The sequence below is a fragment of the Nocardioides sp. Root682 genome, from assembly GCF_001427795.1.
Lineage (GTDB): Bacteria > Actinomycetota > Actinomycetes > Propionibacteriales > Nocardioidaceae > Nocardioides.
In genome coordinates, this window is the sequence record NZ_LMHJ01000004.1 from 55,375 (window position 1) to 73,108 (window position 17,734).

Sequence of the window (17,734 nt, forward strand, 5' to 3'; positions counted from 1 at the left end):
GTGATCTGATTAGGTAAGGCTTACCTTCTCGGATCACAGGAGATCTCCGTGTCCCAGCTCCCCCTGCACCACCTGTTCCACCCGGCCCACGCAGACCACTACGCCGATACCCTCGGCGCCGGCCTCGAGCACCTGCTCGGCCAGCTCCGCACCGTCGCCGGACCGTCCACCGGCTCGCAGCCCAAGGACGCCGAGGCCCGCGTCGCCGCCGTCGACCTGGCCAGCCCGCTGGTTGACGTCGGCGCGGTCCTGGCCGAGATGTCGCAGCTCTGGCTCGACGACGCGGTGTGGTTCCACGAGCCGACGTACGCCGCCCACCTCAACTGCCCGGTCGTCGTACCCGCCTTGTTGGCCGAGCTCTTCGTCGCCTCGGTCAACAGCTCGCTCGACACCTTCGACCAGAGCGTCGGTGGCACCTACATCGAGCGCCGGCTGATCGAGTGGACCGCCGAGCGGATCGGCTTCGGCGCCGAGGCCGACGGGGTGTTCACCAGTGGTGGCAGCCAGTCCAACCTGCAGGGCCTGCTGCTGGCGCGCGGCCGCCACGAACGGGTCCCGGCCGAGCGGCTGCGGATCCTTGCGTCGGCCGACAGCCACTTCTCGGTGCAGAAGTCGGCGCGGCTGCTGGGCCTCGGCGACGAGGCCGTGGTCAGCGTGCCGACCGATGAGCGGCACCGGATGGACCCGGCTGCGCTCGAGCGTTCGCTCGCTGCCTGCACGGCCCTCGGGCTGCGGCCGATGGCCATCGTCGCGACCGCCGGTACGACGGACTTCGGCGCGATCGACCCGCTGCCCGCGATCGCCGACCTTGCCCTGGCCTACGACGCCTGGCTGCACGTCGACGCGGCGTACGGCGGCGGCCTGCTGATCTCGCCCCGGCGCCGTTCGATGCTGGACGGCATCGACCGCGCCGACTCGGTCACCGTCGACTACCACAAGACGTTCTTCCAACCGGTGTCCTCCAGCGCGATCATCGTGCGCAACCGGGACACCATGTCGCCCGCGACGGTGCACGCCGACTACCTCAACCCCCGCGAGGCCACCGACCCGAACCAGGTCGACAAGAGCCTGCAGACCACGCGCCGCTTCGACGCCCTCAAGCTGTGGCTGACCCTGCGCACGATGGGCCCCGAGCTGCTCGGTGGGTACGTCGACGCGGTGGTCGACCTGACCGCGGCGGTGTACGCCGTGCTGCGGGACGAGCCGGACCTGCAGTTCGCGGCCGCGCCCGAGCTCAGCACGCTGGTGTTCCGCTACGTCCCGCGCGACGTGGCGCTGGGCGAGGACGGCCTCGGTGCCCTCAACCGGGCGATCCGGGAGGCCCTCTACGACTCGGGTGCTGCCATGGTCGCGGCCACCCGGGTCGACGGCATCCAGTACCTCAAGGTCACCCTGCTCAACCCGATGGCGACCGCCGACGACATCGTCGGCGTGCTCGACCTGGTGCGTTCGACGGGAGCGCGGCTCTCTTCGTTGGTCGAGGAGGTCGCTCCGCGACCGTCTCGAGACCAGGCCGCGGAGGTCGTGGGATGAACCAGGCGCACGACTTCGTCGCGATCGGCCTCGGGCCGTTCAACCTCGGCCTGGCCTGCCTGACCGACCCGTTGCGTTCCTCGGACGGCCTGGACGGGGTGTTCCTGGAGGCCCGTGACGGCTTCGACTGGCACCCGGGCATGCTGCTCGACGACGCCACGCTGCAGGTGCCGTTCCTCGCCGACCTGGTCACGATGGCCGACCCCACCTCGCGCTGGTCGTTCCTGAACTACCTCAAGGTGAGCGGCAACCTCTACCCGTTCTACATCCGGGAGAGCTTCTACCCGTTGCGGCGCGAGTACGACGACTACTGCCGCTGGGCCGCAGAGCGCCTCGACAGCGTCCGGTTCGGCCAGCGGGTCACGAACGTCGAGCACGACGGGACGTCGTACGTCGTCCACAGCGGGAGCGGCGAGACGTTCCGGGCGCGGCGTCTGGTGCTCGGCATCGGTACGACGCCACGCGTGCCCGCTGCGCTCCGCCCGTTGGTCGAGGGGTCTCGAGACGGTCGCAGAGCGACCTCCTCGACCAACGGAGGAGGTGTCGTCACGCACTCCGCCGACTACCTCGCCCACAAGGCCGCCCTGCAGCAGCAGGAGACGATCACGATCGTGGGCAGCGGCCAGAGTGCCGCCGAGATCTACCACGACCTGCTCTCCGAGGCGCCGGCCCACGGCTACACGCTGACCTGGCTGACGCGCAGCCCGCGGTTCTTCCCGATGGAGTACACCAAGCTCACCCTCGAGATGACCTCGCCGGAGTACGGCGCCTATCACCGGTCGTTGCCGATCGAGACGCGCGACCGGCTGGCCCGCGAGCAGCGGCACCTCTTCAAGGGGATCAGTGCTGACCTGGTCGACGCGATCTTCGACCTGCACTACCAGCAGCGGGTGACCGGTGCAGGCCCGCGCACGACCCTGGTCACCAACACCGAGGTGCGCGGCTCACGTCGCTCTGGCGCGGTGTCCGAGCTCGACCTGCTGCACGTCGAGACCGGCGAGGAGTTCTCGATCCGCACCGGCGGACTGGTGCTGGCGACCGGCTACGCGTCGACCGCACCGTCCTTCCTCGACGGGGTCCGTGACCGGATCCGCCTCGACGAGCGCGGTCGGTACGACGTCGCGGGCGACTACTCCGTCGACGTCGCCGGTGGCGAGATCTTCGTGCAGAACGCCGAGGAGCACACGCATTCGTTGCTCGCGCCCGACCTCGGCATGGGGCCGTACCGCAACTCGGTGATCATCGCCGCGCTGCTCGGCCGCGAGGTCTACCCGATCGAGAAGCGGGTCGCCGTCCAGACCTTCGGTGTACCGGACCACCTGAGGAGCGCAGCGCGATGACCCACGACATCACCATCGAACCGCTCGACCTGTCTCGCGATCTCGAGCTGCTCCACGGCTGGGTGACCCACCCCCGTTGCGTCTACTGGATGATGCAGGACGCGTCGGTCGAGGACGTGCGGGCCGAGTACGCCGGCATCGCCGCCCATCCGCACCACGACGCCTTCCTCGGCCGGGTCGGAGGGCGACCGGCGTTCCTGGTCGAGACCTACGACCCGGCCCACACCGAGGGCCTGGCCGGCCTGCCGGAGCTGCAGCCCGGCGACGGTGGGATGCACGTCCTCGTCGCGCCGCCCGCCGGCGACCCGGTCCCCGGCCTGACCACGCGGATCTTCGACGCGGTCCTGGCGTTCTGCTTCGCGGATCCTTCCGTGCAGCGGATCGTCGTCGAGCCCGACGCCCGCAACACCGCGATCCGGGCGAAGAACGTCGCGGCCGGCTTCACCGAGCTGCGCGAGATCCCGATGCCCGGCAAGACCTCGATGCTGTCCGTCTGCCCGCGCGAGGACTGGAACCACCCCGACCTGGTGCGTCTCGACGGGATAGTCCCTGCCCAAAAGCACCAGGAGACGTCGAATTCCGGTGCTTTTGACCCGGGACTATCGTCCGCGGACCACCTGAACCCCGCGCTGATGGACCGCGCCCAGCGCCACCTGGTGGCCAAGGCGCTCGGCGAGTTCAGCCACGAACGGCTGCTCGCCCCCGAGTCGCTGGACGACGGCACCTGGCGCGTCGAGACCGACCGGTCGTCGTACCGCTTCACGGCGCGGGTGCACGCGCTCGAGCACTGGGTCGTCGACGCTGGTTCCATCGAGCGGACGATCGACGGCGTCCACGCCGTGCCCGACGCGCAGGAGCTCATCGCCGAGCTGGCGCCGGTGCTGGGGATTCCGGACCAGCTGCTGCCGACGTACCTCGAGGAGATCGCCTCGACGCTCGCCTCGACGGCGTGGAAGCTGGCGCACCGCCACGTGCCCGTCCGTGACCTCGTCGACGCCGGCTACCAGGACCTCGAGGCCGCGATGACCGAGGGCCACCCCGCCTTCGTCGCCAACAACGGCCGGATCGGGTTCGGCATCGATGACTACCGCGCCTTCGCCCCCGAGACCGGGGCCGCGATCCACCTGCAATGGGTCGCGGCCCGGCGCGACCTCAGCCACCTCTCCCTGGGTGAGGGCGAGACCGAGCAGACCCTGTACGACGGCGAGCTGGCCCCCCAGGTCCGCGAAGCCTTCGACGGCCGACTGCGCGAGCTCGGCCTCGACCCGGCGGCGTACCTGTTCCTCCCCGTGCACCCGTGGCAGTGGACGAACAAGCTCGCGATCACGTTCGCGCCGGATGTCGCGCGGCGCGACCTCGTGCACCTCGGAGCGACCGGGGACGACTACCGCGCGCAGCAGTCGATCCGGACGTTCTTCAACACCAGCCGGCCCGAGCGCCACTACGTGAAGACCGCGCTGGCGATCCAGAACATGGGCTTCGTGAGGGGCCTCTCGCCCGCGTACATGGCCGTCACGCCGGCGATCAATGACTGGGTCGCGTCCGTCGTGCATGCGGATCCGGAGCTCCAGGCATCTGGGTTCGAGGTGCTCCGTGAGCTCGCGGCGATCGGCTACACCGGCGATGCCTTCCACCGCGCGGCCACGCCGTCGCCGTACCGCAAGATGATCGCGGCGTTGTGGCGCGAGAGTCCGGTGCCCCGGGCCGTCGAGGGTGAGCAGCTGTCGACGATGGCGGCGCTGCTGCACCGCGACGCCGACGGGGACGCGCTCGTCACGGCGTGGATCAAGGCGTCGCCCGTGGATGCAGCGACCTGGGTGCGCTCGTACCTGCGGGTCTACCTCCGGCCGCTCGTGCACTGCCTGTACGCCTACGACTTGGCCTTCATGCCGCACGGCGAGAACCTGCTGCTCCGGTTGCGGGACCACGTGCCGGTGGGTGCGTTCATGAAGGACATCGGCGAGGAGGTCGCCGTGATGGGCGACCTCGCGCTGCCGGAGGAGATCGAGCGGATCCGCGCCGCCGTACCGAATGACGTGAAGCCGCTCGCCGTGCACACGGACGTGTTCGACGGCGTCCTGCGCTTCGTCGCGGCGATCCTCGACGAGGACGGCATGCTGGCCGAGGGCGAGTTCTGGGGGATCGCGCGCGACACCATCACCGAGCACCTCGCCGACCACCCCGAGCTCGCCGAGGCGGCGGCGCGCTACGACCTGCTGGCGCCGCGGTTCCGGCACAGCTGCCTCAACCGGCTGCAGCTGCGCAACACCCTGCAGATGGTGGACATCGCCGATCAGTCGCAGTCGCTGATCTTCGCGGGCACGCTGCGCAACCCGGTCACCCGACCGGAGGTCGAGGAGGCCGCTCACGGCCGTCTCGAGACCCGGTGACGATCACCCGTGATGCCTGGGGAGTCCCGCAGGTGGAGGGGGGATCGGTCCTCGAGGTGGCCCGCGAGCAGGGCCGCGCGACGGCGACCGACCGCGCGTGGCAGCTCGAGGTCGAGCGCCGCCGCGCGGAGGGGACCTGCGCCGAGGTGTTCGGTGCTCCGGCCCTCGAATGGGACGTGCTGGCGCGGCGGGCCCTGATCGTCGACACCGCGCGGCGTGCGTTCGCCGCACTGTCGGAGGAGAGCGCCGACTTCGTCGGTGCCTATGTCGAGGGCCTGAACGAGGTCCTCGACCGCAGGTGGCAGCCGTGGATGCCGCTGGCCGTCTTCGCCACCCAGCACCTGCTCTTCTCCACCTTCCCGAGCAAGCTGTGGCGCCAGCACGTCCTCGACACCGCCGGCCCGGACGCCGGTGGGTGGATCGACCTGTTCCGCACCGAGGGCCTGCCCGGCGGCAGCAACGCCTTTGCCGTCGCCGGCTCGCTGACGGCGAGCGGAATGCCGATCGTCGCGGGCGATCCGCACCGGGTGATCGAGGCGCCGGGCTGCTACGCCCAGGTGCGACTGGCCTGCACCGATCCCGATGACCCCTTCGACGTCACCGGACTCACCTTCGTCGGCGTACCGGGCGTCCAGCACTTCGGCCACGCCGGTTCCGTCGCCTGGGGCATCACCAACGCCGTCGCCGACACCGATGACGTGTACGACGAGGAGCTGCTCCGCCACGCGGGAGCGGTGATCGCGCGCGGACCCGCCGGCTGGGAGCCCGTCGCCCGCCGCACCGAGCTGGTGCGCGTGCGGGTGGGGGAACACGAAGAGCGCCCCTTGGGGGCACGAAGTGCGCCAATTGGGGGTTCGAAGGGCGTCGATCGGGGGGACGCGTACGTCGCCGACGAGATCGAGGTCCTCGTCACCGACCGTGGCCCTGTGATCCTCGGCGGCCCGGACGCGGACCGCGCCGTCAGCCTGCGCACGCCCGCCTTCGTGCTCGGCGACCTGGGCTTCGACGCGATCCTGCCGCTGTTGCGGTCACGGACGGCCGCGGGTGTCGCGTCGGCGTACGACGACTGGGTGGCGCCGGTCAACAACCTGCTGGTCGCCGACACGGCCGGTCACGTCGAGCACCGCGTCGTCGGGCGCGTGCCGGAGCGAGAAACCGGCGCACCTCGAAGGAGTAACCCCCGCACTTCGGACACGCAACCGGCGCACCTCGTCCAGACCCGGAGCGGCTGGGTCGAGGATCTCCCGCGACGGAGCGGTTCGATCCTGGTCAGCGCCAATGACCGGGCGACCGAGGACTTCGGGCGGATCGGTGACGACTTCGCGCGACCGTTCCGGGCCGACCGGATCCGGGAACGACTCGAGGCGCTGGCGGCGGCCGGGCCGCTGACCCCCGCAGCGGTCGGCGACGTGCTCGCCGACGTACGACAGACCGCCGGCGCCGCGCTGCTCGACGCGATCGAGCAGCTCGTCGACCTCGACCCCCCGGCGGCGGGACTGCGCGCCAGGCTCCTCGCTTGGAACCGCGAGATGGCCGCCGACAGCTTCGACGCTGCGCTCTTCGCCGCCGTTCGCGCCGAGGTGGTCGACACCTTCGCCACCGCGCCGGCCCTGGCCGGCGTCGACACCAGTCCGTACGGCGAGCTGTTCGCGCCCTGGTTCGAGCTGCGCGGCCGGGTGCGGCTGGCCCTGCCGAGCCTGCTCGTCGCCGACAAGCCGTTCGGGGTCGATCCGCTCCAGGCCGTCGCCTCCGCGCTCGAGAACGTCGCCCGACGGCCGGAGCCGCCGGCCTGGGGGAAGCGGCACGTCGCCGTACCGCTGACGCCGCACGAACAGTTCGGTCTCGCCGCTCCGGACGGATCAGCAGCGCCGATGCCGGACATGGCCGGCGACGAGGACTGCGTGCTGGCTGCGCGGGCGCTCGGCGGGACCGGTGCCACGGTCCACGGACCCGTGGCGCGGTTCGTGTGGGACCTCGGCGGCGAGAGCCGCTGGGTCGTCCCGCTCGGCGCCTCGGGAGACCCGGACTCGCCCCATCACCACGACCAGCAATGGACCTGGGCCGCCGGCGGCACCCTGCCGCTGACCCGCCCCGCACCACCAGGAGAAGACCGATGACCGTGACCGTCCGCCCCGTCGACCCCGACGCCGACACCGGCAGCGACATCCCCCTGCTGCACGGCTGGGTCACCGAGCCCCGCGCCGCCTTCTGGGGCATGGGCGATCTCGCCGAGGAGGAGGTGGCCGAGATCTACCGCTACATCGACGAGCAGGCCCACCTGGCGGCGTACGTCCTCGAGCTCGACGGCCATCCGGTCGGGCTCCTCCAGACCTACGACCCCGCCATCGACGAGATCGGTGAGTGGTACGACCGCGCGCCCGGCGACGTGGGGATCCACCTCCTGCTGGCCGACGACCCGACCCGCGCGGGCCGGACTCACGAGGTGATCACCGCCGGCCTCGACTTCGTCGCGCACCTGCCCGGATGCCAGCGGCTGGTGCTCGAGCCCGACGCCCGCAACGCCCCCTCGATCGCCCTGATGGAGCGGCTCGGCGCCGAGCGTGGCCCGCTGGTCGACCTGAAGACCAGCATCAGCGAGAAGCCGGCTCAATTCTTCTTCATCGACCGGGCGCGCGCGCTGGAGCTCGCGGGGGTGCCGCGCCCCCAACAGTGACCTGGCCCACGCCGGAGAGGCCGTGAGGTCGGTGAGGCCGTGAGAACGAGTTGACGAAATGAAACCCGGAGGACCGTCGGGGCGAAACGAGCGGCGCACAGGATCAGCATCAGTATCCGACCCCTGCCACATGTGCACAGCCGCCAGGAGCCCGACGATGACACTGACAACCAACACCGGCCCCGACGCCTCTGGCGTCGGTACGCCGACACCCACGAAGAGCCACCGTTCCGGGCGGTGGATCGACGAATGGCGCCCCGAGGACCCCGAGTTCTGGGAGTCCACCGGCGCCCCGATCGCCAAGCGGAACCTGATCTGGTCGATCTTCGCCGAGCACCTCGGCTTCTCGGTCTGGCTGATCTGGAGCGTGAGCTCCGCCTTCCTGCTCGCCCAGGGCTTCACGTTCACCGTGGAGCAGCTGTTCTTCCTGGTCGCGATCCCGAACCTCGTCGGTTCGCTGCTGCGGGTGCCCTACACCCTCGCGGTGCCGAAGTTCGGTGGCCGGAACTGGACGATGTGCAGCGCTGCACTGCTGCTGATCCCCACGCTCGGCTTCGCGTTCGCGGTGACGAACCCCGACACGCCGTACTGGGTGTTCTGCGTGATCGCGGCGACGGCCGGCTTCGGTGGTGGCAACTTCGCCAGCTCGATGGCCAACATCAACTTCTTCTACCCCGCTGACAAGAAGGGTGCTGCGCTCGGCCTCAACGCCGCCGGCGGCAACCTGGGCGTCTCGCTGATCCAGTTCTTCCTGCCCGTGATCGTCGGCGGCGCCGGCATCTTCGGCCTCGTGAAGGCCAGCGAAGGTGGCATCAACCTCGAGCGCGCGGCGTTCGTCTACGCCGGCCTCGCGATCGTGGCGACCGTCGCGGCGTACTTCTTCATGGACAACCTCGAGGGTGCGAAGTCCAACCCCCGTGAGCAGCTCTCCGTCCTGAAGGAGAAGCAGACCTGGATCATGTCGTTCCTCTACATCGGCACCTTCGGCTCGTTCATCGGCTACTCCGCCGCGATGCCGCTGCTGATCAAGGTCAACTTCTGGCGCCAGCCGCTGCCGTCCATCCAGGGCATCGGCATCAACTTCGCCTTCTACGCGTTCCTCGGTGCGCTCGTCGGGTCGATGGCCCGCCCGTTCGGTGGCTGGCTCGCCGACAAGTACGGCGGCGCGCGGATCACCCTCGTTGCCTTCACCGGCATGATCGCCTCGACGCTGCTGGTGCTGTTCACGCTCAGCAAGCTGACCGTGCTGCCCCCGCCGCCGGACAAGGCGAAGCTCGCCGAGATCGCCAAGGACCCGGCTGCGTTCCAGTTCCCTGAGCCGGTCCGTGCCGCGATCGAGTCCAACCAGGACATCTTCCCGTTCTTCCTGGGCGCCTTCCTGCTGGTCTTCGTGTTCAGCGGCATCGGTAACGGGTCGACGTACAAGATGATCCCGGCGATCTTCCGCAAGGACGCGATCCGGGGCACCGAGGAGGGTTCGCCGGAGCGCGAGTTCTCGCTCGTCGCCCAGGCCAAGAAGGCCTCGGCCGCGATCGGCATCATCGGAGCGGTCGGCGCGATCGGCGGCTTCCTGATCCCGATCACGTTCAACAGCCCGTGGGTCACCGAGCCGCTGGCGGCGACGAAGAATGCGTTCACGATCTTCGCGGCGTTCTACGTGGTGTGTGCCCTCGTCACCTGGGCGGTCTACCTGCGCAAGCGCAAGGGTGCCAAGGCGGACACCGGGTACGTCGGGGTCTGATTCCCCGCAGGTCTCGACAGGCTCGACCCCGGTGGTCGAGCCTGTCGAGACCCCAGCATGGCCGTGAGGCCGTGAGGAGATGTTGACCTCACGGCCTCGCGGCTTCTGGTGCCTGAAACGAGGCGTGACGGAAAATGGATGACATGACCGAGACCTCTGCCGTCAGCACCCACTGCCCGTACTGCAGCCTGCAGTGCGGGATGAAGGTTGCTCGCAAGGGCCGCGTCGGTGTCGAGATCAGCGCCTGGGACGAGTTCCCGGTCAACGAGGGCGCGATGTGCCGCAAGGGCTGGACCTCCGGGGAGCTCCGCGGCAGCCGCGAGCGACTCACCACGCCGTCCATCCGGGACCGCGCCACCGGTGAGCTCCGCGCCGCCAGCTGGGACGAGGCGCTCGACCTCATCGCCGACCGGGTCCGCGCCCTGCAAGCCGATCACGGCAAGGACGCGGTCGCGGTCTTCGGCGGCGGCGGACTGACGAACGAGAAGGCCTACCAGCTCGGGAAGTTCGCGCGGGTCGCGCTCGGCACCAGCCAGATCGACTACAACGGCCGCTGGTGCATGAGCTCCGCCGCCAGCGCCGGCAACCAGGCCCTCGGCGTCGACCGCGGCCTGCCCTTCCCGCTCGCCGACATCGAGCAGACCGACGTCGTCGTGCTGGTCGGCTCCAACCTGGCCGAGACCATGCCGCCGGCCGCGCGCCACCTCGACCGCCTGCGTGAGCGCGGCGGCAAGGTCGTCGTGATCGACCCGCGCTTCACCTCGACCGCCGAGCGCGCCGACCTGTTCCTCCAGCCGGTTCCCGGCACCGACCTCGCCCTCGCCCTCGGCGCCCTGCACCTGCTCGATGCCCAGGGCGCGATCGACGAGGAGTACGTCGCCGCCCGCACCACCGGCTTCGACGACGTACGACGCTCGGTGGCCTCGTGGTGGCCCGAGCGGGTCGAGCGCACGACGGGCGTCGCCACCGAGGAGCTGCGTGAGCTCGTCGCCCTGCTGGCCGGCGCCGACCGGGTGATGGTCCTGACCGCACGCGGTGCAGAACAGCACGCTCAGGGCACCGCCACGGTGCTCGGCTGGATGAACATCGCCCTCGCGCTCGGCATGCCCGGCAAGCAGTACGCCGGCTACGGCTGCCTCACCGGTCAGGGCAACGGGCAGGGCGGTCGCGAGCACGGCCAGAAGTCCGACCAGCTCCCCGGTTACCGGATGATCGACGACCCGGCAGCCCGCGCGCACGTCGCGAAGGTGTGGGGCGTGGAGCCCGAGACCCTGCCCGGCAAGGGGAAGTCGGCCTACGAGCTCCTGGACTCGCTCGGCGACGGCGGTGGCCCGAAGGCGCTGCTGGTGTTCGCCTCCAACATCGTCGTGTCGGCACCACGCGCCACCCACGTCACGCAGCGCCTGGAGTCCCTCGACCTGCTGGTGGTCTGCGACATCGTGATGTCCGAGACGGCGGCCCTCGCGGACGTCGTCCTCCCCATTACGCAGTGGGCCGAGGAGTCCGGCACCATGACGAACCTCGAGGGCCGCGTGATCCTGCGCAACCGTGCGGTCGCCCCGCCTGCAGGCGTGAAGAGCGACCTCGACGTGATCGCCGGGCTCGCCGAGCGGCTCGCCTCGCCGATCGAGTTCTCGATCGAGCCGGAGGAGATCTTCGCCGAGCTCGGCCGGGCGTCGGCCGGCGGCAAGGCCGACTACTCGGGCATCACCTACCAGCGGATCACGGAGGAGAAGGGCGTGTTCTGGCCCTGCCCTGCTGTGCCGCAGGGTGAGGACCAACACCCCGGCACCCCGCGGATGTTCACCGAAGCGTTCGCGACCCCGGACGGCCGCGCGCGCTTCCTGGTGCAGGAGTTCGCCGGTGCCGCCGAGCAGCCCGACGCGTCGTACCCGATCCACCTGACCACGGGCCGGGTCCTCGCGCAGTACCAGTCCGGCGCCCAGACCCGACGGATCCGCTCGCTCACCGACGAGGGGGCGTTCGTCGAGATGCACCCGATGCTCGCCGACCGGATCGGCGCGCACGACGGGGAGCCGGTCATCGTGCGCACCCGCCGCGGCGAGATGAAGGCGCCGGCGCGGGTGGTCAGCACGATCCGGCCCGACACCGTCTTCGTCCCGTTCCACTGGGTCGGCGCCAACCGGCTCACCAACGACGCCCTCGACCCGTCCAGCCGGATGCCGGAGTTCAAGGTGTGTGCGGCCGAGGTACTCGTCTGACCGGTCGCGTAACACGTTCGTGACGCCCCTCACGCCGTGATGTCGTGAGTGCGGTGAGGTTGTGAGAAGTAGTTGACCTCGGGGTGCAACACGACGACTGCGCCGTGAAACCTGGCCCGTCGACCATGGACACATGCCCGAGAGCCACCGCCCCGACCAGCCGCGCAAGCGGCTCGTCGTCGTCGGCTCCGGCATGGCCACCACCCGGCTGATCGAGGAGCTGGTCGCGCGCAACGCGACCGCCACGCCCGATGGTTGGGACATCACCGTCCTGGGCGACGAGCCGGTGGCGCCGTACAACCGGATCCTGCTGTCGGCCGTCCTCGAGGGGACGCACCGCCCGGAGGCCCTCACGCTGCGCTCGCCGGGGTGGTACGCCGACAATGGCGTCGACCTCCGCCTCGGCGCGCGTGTCCTCGGAGTCGACCGCGACCACCGCGACGTGATGCTCGTCGACGGCACCCTGATCGAGTACGACGCCCTGGTGCTGGCGACCGGCTCCATCCCCACGCTCCCGCCGATCCGCGGGCTGGTGCGGATGGACGGCTCGCTGCACCCGTCGGTGCACGCCTTCCGCTCGCTCTCGGACTGCGAGGGCCTGGTCGAGGCGATCGAGGCGATCGACGACCAGGGCCCGATCAACAAGCGCGCGGTCGTCGTCGGTGGCGGACTGCTCGGCCTGCAGGTCGCCCGGGCACTCGGTGCCCGCGGCCTCGACACCGAGATCGTCGAGGGTGGCGAGCACCTGCTGCACCAGCAGATCAACACCTCGGCGGGCAAGATCCTCGCGCGCGACCTGAAGAAGCTCGGCGTCTCGGTCTACACCGGCGCCCGCGCCGTACGCCTGCAGTCGCCTGACGAGCCGGCCACGCCCGGTCTGTCCGGCATCGGATCCGTCAGAGTCCTCGACCCGCTGCCCCGCAACCCCGGCAAGGTCGCGCTGCGCCTCGACAACGGCTTCAACCTCGACACCGACCTGCTCGTCCTCACCGCCGGCGGTCGCCCCTCGACCGCGCTGGCCCGCGGCTGCGGGCTCGAGGTCCGCCGCGGGATCGTCGTCGACGACCAGCTCGCCAGCGTCACCGACCCGGCCATCCACGCCCTCGGCGACTGCGTCGAGCACGACGGCCGGACCACCGGTTTCGTGCCGCCCGCCTGGGAGCAGGCCGGCATCCTCGCCGGCATCCTGTGCAACGAGGCCGTGAAGTACGACGGCAGCCGGATCGTCGCTCGCCTGCGCGCCACCGACCTCGACGTCGCCGTCCTCGGTGACGCCGAGCGCGAGATCACCGCCGGCGGCGAGGTCGTCGAGGTCTCCAACCCGATCTCCGGCTCGCACCGCCGGCTGGTCGTCCGCGACGGCCGGATCGTCGCGGCCACCCTGGTCGGCGACCTCTCGCGGGTCGGCCTGATCACCCAGCACTTCGACCGCCAGACGGTCCTCGGCGCCCACGAGCCCGGGAACCTGCTGATGCCCGAACGATCCGGGGAGGAGGGCAGCGCCGCCCTCACCCTTCCCGACGACGCGGAGGTGTGCGCCTGTGCGGGCGTCTCCGCTGGTCGGATCCGTGCCTGCTCGTCCTTCGAGCAGGCACGTGACACCACCCGTGCGACCACCGGCTGCGGTGGTTGTGCCCCAACGGTCCGGCAGCTGCTCGGCAGTCGACCGGCCCTGGCAACCTCCCAGAAGGGATCTTGAGATGGCACCGCACCTCAGGAAGCAACTTGTCGTCGTCGGCCACGGAATGGTCGGCCACCGCTTCGTGCAGGCCGCGATCGAGCGCGGACTCACCGAGACCTACGACATCATCGTGCTGGGCGAGGAGCCGCGGCCGGCGTACGACCGCGTCGCCCTGACCTCCTTCTTCGAGGTCGGCGCCGAGGCCCTCTCCTACCTCCCCGAGGGCGTGTACGACGACCCGCGCGTCTCGTTGCACCTCGAGTCCGAGGTCGTGGCGATGGACGCCACTGCGCAGACCGTGACCCTCGCGAACGGCAAGGCCTTCGCCTATGACGAGCTGGTGCTCGCCACGGGTGCCGCGCCGTTCGTCCCGCCGGTGCCCGGCAAGGACCTCGGCAACGTGTTCGTCTACCGGACCATCGAGGACCTCGAGGCGATCCGGGAAGCCAGCAGGACCGCCAAGGCCGGTGCGGTCATCGGTGGTGGCCTGCTCGGGCTGGAGGCCGCGAACGCGCTGCACCAGCTCGGTGTGAAGACGCACGTCGTCGAGATGGCGCCGCGCCTGATGGCCGTCCAGATCGACGAGGCGGGCGGTGCCACGCTCAAGCGCCACGTCGAGGACCTCGGCCTGTCGATCCACACCGGCGTGATGACCGAGCTCATCGATGGTGACGCCGACGGAAACGTCAGCGGCATCAAGTTCAAGGACGAGGACACTCTCCCCCTGGACATCGTGATCTTCTCCGCGGGCATCCGTCCCCGTGACCTGATCGCCCGCGAGGCCGGCCTCGACATCGCCGAGCGCGGCGGCGTCCTGGTCAACGAGGACTGCCGCACCTCCGACGAGCACGTCTGGGCGATCGGCGAGTGCGCCGCACCGGGTGGGCGGATGTACGGCCTGGTCGCTCCCGGCTACTCGATGGCCGAGGTCGTCGTGGACCAGCTGCTCGGTGGCGAGGGCCAGTTCCTCGGCGCCGACATGTCGACCAAGCTCAAGCTCCTCGGTGTCGACGTCGCGTCGTTCGGTGACGCGTTCGCCACGACCGAGGACGCCCTCGAGCTGGTCTTCGCCGACGCCGTGGCCGGCATCTACAAGAAGCTCGTCGTGGCCGAGAACGCCACCGGCGGCTACGAGCTGCTCGGCGGCATCCTGGTCGGCGACGCGTCGGCCTACGGCTCGCTGCGCCCGATGGTCGGCTCCGGCATGGAGCTCCCGGCCAACCCGGAGGAGCTGATCCTTCCGGCCGGTCGCGGTGGCGGCGTCGAGCTGGGGCTTCCCGACGAAGCCCAGATCTGCTCGTGCAACAACGTCACGAAGGCCGAGATCAAGGCGGCCGTCTCCGACGACGCCACCCTCAACGACGGTGGGCCGTGCAGCGACGCCGGCTGCGTCACCAAGTGCACCAAGGCCGGCTCGACCTGCGGGTCCTGCAAGGTCGTCGTCAAGAAGATCGTCGAGGACCACTTCGCCGCGTCCGGCAAGGTCGTCGACAAGTCGCTGTGCGAGCACTTCGCGATGACCCGCCAGGAGCTGTTCGACGTCGTCGCCGTGCACGGCTACAACCGGTTCGACGACATCATCGAGGGCCACGGCAAGGGCCGCGGCTGCGACATCTGCAAGCCGGCCGTCGCCTCGGTCCTCGCGAGCCTGCTCAACCACCACGTCCTCGACGGCGCCAACGCGACGCTGCAGGACACCAACGACGCCTACCTCGCCAACCTGCAGAAGAACGGCACCTACTCGGTCGTCCCGCGCATCCCCGGCGGCGAGATCACGCCCGACAAGCTGATCGTGATCGGCCAGGTCGCCAAGGAGTTCGGCCTCTACACGAAGATCACCGGCGGTCAGCGGATCGACCTGTTCGGTGCCCGCATGGAGGACCTGCCGGCGATCTGGAAGCAGCTGGTCGACGCCGGCATGGAGTCCGGCCACGCCTACGGCAAGTCGCTGCGGACGGTGAAGTCCTGCGTCGGCTCGACCTGGTGCCGCTACGGCGTGCAGGACTCGGTCGGCATGGCGATCGAGCTCGAGCTGCGCTACCGCGGCCTGCGCTCGCCCCACAAGCTCAAGGGCGGCGTCTCCGGCTGTGCGCGGGAGTGCGCGGAGGCCCGGAGCAAGGACTTCGGCATCATCGCGACGGAGAAGGGCTGGAACCTCTACGTCTGCGGCAACGGCGGCGCGATCCCCTCGCACGCCCAGCTGCTCGCGGGAGACCTCGACAACGAGACGCTGATCAAGTACCTCGACCGGTTCCTCATGTACTACATCCGTACGGCGGACCGCCTCCAGCGGACGTCGTACTGGATGGACGCGATCGGTGGCCTGGACCGGATCCGCGAGGTCGTCGTCGACGACGCGCTGGGCCTGGGCGCCGAGCTCGAGGCAGCCATGGACACCCACGTCGACTCGTACTTCGACGAGTGGAAGGCCACCATCGAGGACCCGGAGAAGCTCGCCCGCTTCGTGTCCTTCGTCAACGCGCCCGGCACGCCCGACCCGAACATCACCTTCCGTGAGGAGCGCGGCCAGATCCAGGCCGAGCTCAACGACGGTCCGGTGTCGCTCGGCAGCACGATCCCTGTGGGAGCCCCGTGATGACGAGCCTCGAGAGGACCAGCATCGAGACCGTGGTGTGTCGCCTCGACCAGATCCGCAAGGAGTCCGGCGTGACCGCGCTCGTCGCGGGGGAGGCCGTCGCCGTCTTCCGGACGTACGACGACCAGGTCTATGCGCTGTCGAACTTCGACCCGTTCGGCAAGGCGTCCGTGCTGTCGCGCGGCATCGTCGGCACCAAGACGGTCGTCGTCGACGGCGTCGACGGTCGGGTCGAGGAGCAGGTGCCCTTCGTCGCGAGCCCGTTGCTGAAGCAGCCCTTCGACCTCCGTACGGGCATCTGCCTCGACAATGCCGAGGTCTCGGTGCCGACGTACGACGTCCGGGTCATCGACGGTGTTGTCGCTGTGGGGGCACAACGGGGGACAATCGCAACATGACCGACCTGCCGCTCTCAGGATTCCGGATCGGCGTCACCGCCGCCCGGCGCGCCGAGGAGCAGATCGCGCTGCTGGAACGTCGCGGCGCGACGGTCGTGCATGCCCAGGCGCTGTCGGTCGATCCGAACCGGATCGACGAGGTCGGCCTGCTCGCCGCCACCAAGGGCGTGCTGTCCCAGCCCGTCGACATCTTCGTGGCGACGACGGGCATCGGCCTGAAGTCGTGGTTCGCCGCGGCCGAGCGCTGGGGCCTCCAGACGGAACTGCTGGCCCACCTCGGCAGGGCCGAGATCCTGGCCCGTGGACCCAAGAGCGTGGGTGTGATCCGTCGGTTCGGCCTGCGCGAGCTGTGGGCGCCGGAGTCCGAGGCCTTCGAGGACGTGCTCGGACACCTGCGCGGCCGGGACCTGAACGGGTTGCGGATCGTGGTGCAGGAGCACGGCCAGTCGCTGTCGATGGCCGCGCACGCGCTGCGGCGCCTCGGCGCGGACGTGACCACCGTTGCCGTCTACCGCGTCGAGGGCGCGGATGACCTGGAGCCGATGTTCGGCCTGATCGAGCAGATCGCGGAGCGCCGCGTCCACGCTGTCACCTTCACCGCCGCGCCCGCCATCGCTGCGCTGATGGAGGCAGCGGGGACGACCGGCCACCGCGACGAGGTCATCACCTCCTTCCAGGCCGACGTGATCGCCGCCTGCATCGGTCCCGTGACCGCCGCCGCCTTCGAGATGTGGGGCGTCCCGTCGATCTATCCCGAGCGGTTCCGCCTCGCCGCGATGGTCAAGCAGCTCGAGCTCGAGCTGCCGTCGCGCGCGACCGGCACCTCGCTCGAGGTCGCCGGCCACACGCTGCTCCTGCACGGCGACGACGTGCTCCTCGACGGCGTCGAGATCAAGCTCTCCCCGGCGCCGTACGCCGTCCTGGCGGCGCTCCTGGTCAACCCCGGCACGGTCGTCTCCCGCCGTGACCTGCTCATGTCCCTGCCTTCCGGCACAGCCGGGTCCGAGCACGCCGTCGAGATGGCCGTCGCCCGCCTCCGTGCCGCCATCGGCACCCGCTGCATCCAGACCGTCGTGAAGCGCGGCTACCGCCTGGCGGTGTCGTCGTGATGCGCGAGGTGCGTGGGTTTCTCGCACGAAGTACGCCGGTTTCTCCCTCG

11 protein-coding genes are annotated in these 17,734 nt (G+C 70.3%); all 11 read left to right on the plus strand.

Going from position 1 to position 17,734, the window contains the following annotated elements; genetic code table 11:
* The first annotated feature begins 48 nt into the window (after positions 1-48).
* Complete coding sequence (locus ASD84_RS21070; protein ID WP_082573908.1) at positions 49-1,533, plus strand: pyridoxal phosphate-dependent decarboxylase family protein; 1,485 nt, start codon at positions 49-51, stop codon at positions 1,531-1,533.
* A complete protein-coding gene (locus ASD84_RS21075) occupies positions 1,530-2,873 on the plus strand; it encodes a lysine N(6)-hydroxylase/L-ornithine N(5)-oxygenase family protein (protein WP_056715169.1) in 1,344 nt (447 codons plus the stop codon). Before ASD84_RS21070 ends, ASD84_RS21075 begins: the two co-directional genes overlap by 4 nt.
* Positions 2,870-5,263, plus strand: a complete 2,394-nt coding sequence (locus tag ASD84_RS21080) for a GNAT family N-acetyltransferase (protein WP_056715172.1) — start codon at positions 2,870-2,872, stop codon at positions 5,261-5,263. Before ASD84_RS21075 ends, ASD84_RS21080 begins: the two co-directional genes overlap by 4 nt.
* Positions 5,260-7,380: a penicillin acylase family protein gene (locus tag ASD84_RS21085; protein WP_056715177.1), complete on the plus strand. Its 2,121-nt coding sequence runs from the start codon at positions 5,260-5,262 to the stop codon at positions 7,378-7,380. Before ASD84_RS21080 ends, ASD84_RS21085 begins: the two co-directional genes overlap by 4 nt.
* Positions 7,377-7,937, plus strand: coding sequence for a GNAT family N-acetyltransferase (locus ASD84_RS21090; RefSeq protein WP_056715180.1), 561 nt, complete (start codon positions 7,377-7,379; stop codon positions 7,935-7,937). The genes ASD84_RS21085 and ASD84_RS21090 overlap by 4 nt, the downstream gene beginning before the upstream one ends.
* A gap of 157 nt (positions 7,938-8,094) precedes the next feature.
* On the plus strand, positions 8,095-9,678 hold the full coding sequence (locus ASD84_RS21095; protein ID WP_082573910.1) for an MFS transporter: 1,584 nt from the start codon (positions 8,095-8,097) through the stop codon (positions 9,676-9,678).
* Positions 9,679-9,821: 143 nt separating this feature from the next.
* Positions 9,822-11,900 carry a molybdopterin oxidoreductase family protein gene (locus tag ASD84_RS21100; RefSeq protein ID WP_056716116.1) on the plus strand — a complete coding sequence of 693 codons (2,079 nt, stop codon included), beginning with the start codon at positions 9,822-9,824 and terminating at the stop codon, positions 11,898-11,900.
* A gap of 133 nt (positions 11,901-12,033) precedes the next feature.
* Entirely contained in the window at positions 12,034-13,599 is a 1,566-nt protein-coding gene (locus tag ASD84_RS21105; RefSeq protein ID WP_056715183.1) for an FAD-dependent oxidoreductase, read from the plus strand.
* Position 13,600: 1 nt separating this feature from the next.
* A complete protein-coding gene (gene nirB / locus ASD84_RS21110) occupies positions 13,601-16,177 on the plus strand; it encodes a nitrite reductase large subunit NirB (protein ID WP_056715187.1) in 2,577 nt (858 codons plus the stop codon).
* Entirely contained in the window at positions 16,177-16,575 is a 399-nt protein-coding gene (nirD, locus tag ASD84_RS21115; RefSeq protein ID WP_056715190.1) for a nitrite reductase small subunit NirD, read from the plus strand. Before nirB ends, nirD begins: the two co-directional genes overlap by 1 nt.
* Entirely contained in the window at positions 16,572-17,684 is a 1,113-nt protein-coding gene (locus tag ASD84_RS21120; protein WP_056715192.1) for a uroporphyrinogen-III synthase, read from the plus strand. The genes nirD and ASD84_RS21120 overlap by 4 nt, the downstream gene beginning before the upstream one ends.
* The last annotated feature ends 50 nt before the right edge of the window (positions 17,685-17,734 follow it).

Bases quoted from the DNA above. Each gene is read 5' to 3' on its own strand.
- ASD84_RS21075 (WP_056715169.1), top strand. From the start codon at position 1,530: ATGAACCAGGCGCACGACTTCGTCGCGATCGGCCTCGGGCCGTTCAAC.
- ASD84_RS21080 (WP_056715172.1), top strand. From the start codon at position 2,870: ATGACCCACGACATCACCATCGAACCGCTCGACCTGTCTCGCGATCTC.
- ASD84_RS21090 (WP_056715180.1), top strand. From the start codon at position 7,377: ATGACCGTGACCGTCCGCCCCGTCGACCCCGACGCCGACACCGGCAGC.
- ASD84_RS21095 (WP_082573910.1), top strand. From the start codon at position 8,095: ATGACACTGACAACCAACACCGGCCCCGACGCCTCTGGCGTCGGTACG.
- ASD84_RS21100 (WP_056716116.1), top strand. From the start codon at position 9,822: ATGACCGAGACCTCTGCCGTCAGCACCCACTGCCCGTACTGCAGCCTG.
- ASD84_RS21105 (WP_056715183.1), top strand. From the start codon at position 12,034: ATGCCCGAGAGCCACCGCCCCGACCAGCCGCGCAAGCGGCTCGTCGTC.
- nirB (WP_056715187.1), top strand. From the start codon at position 13,601: ATGGCACCGCACCTCAGGAAGCAACTTGTCGTCGTCGGCCACGGAATG.
- nirD (WP_056715190.1), top strand. From the start codon at position 16,177: ATGACGAGCCTCGAGAGGACCAGCATCGAGACCGTGGTGTGTCGCCTC.
- ASD84_RS21120 (WP_056715192.1), top strand. From the start codon at position 16,572: ATGACCGACCTGCCGCTCTCAGGATTCCGGATCGGCGTCACCGCCGCC.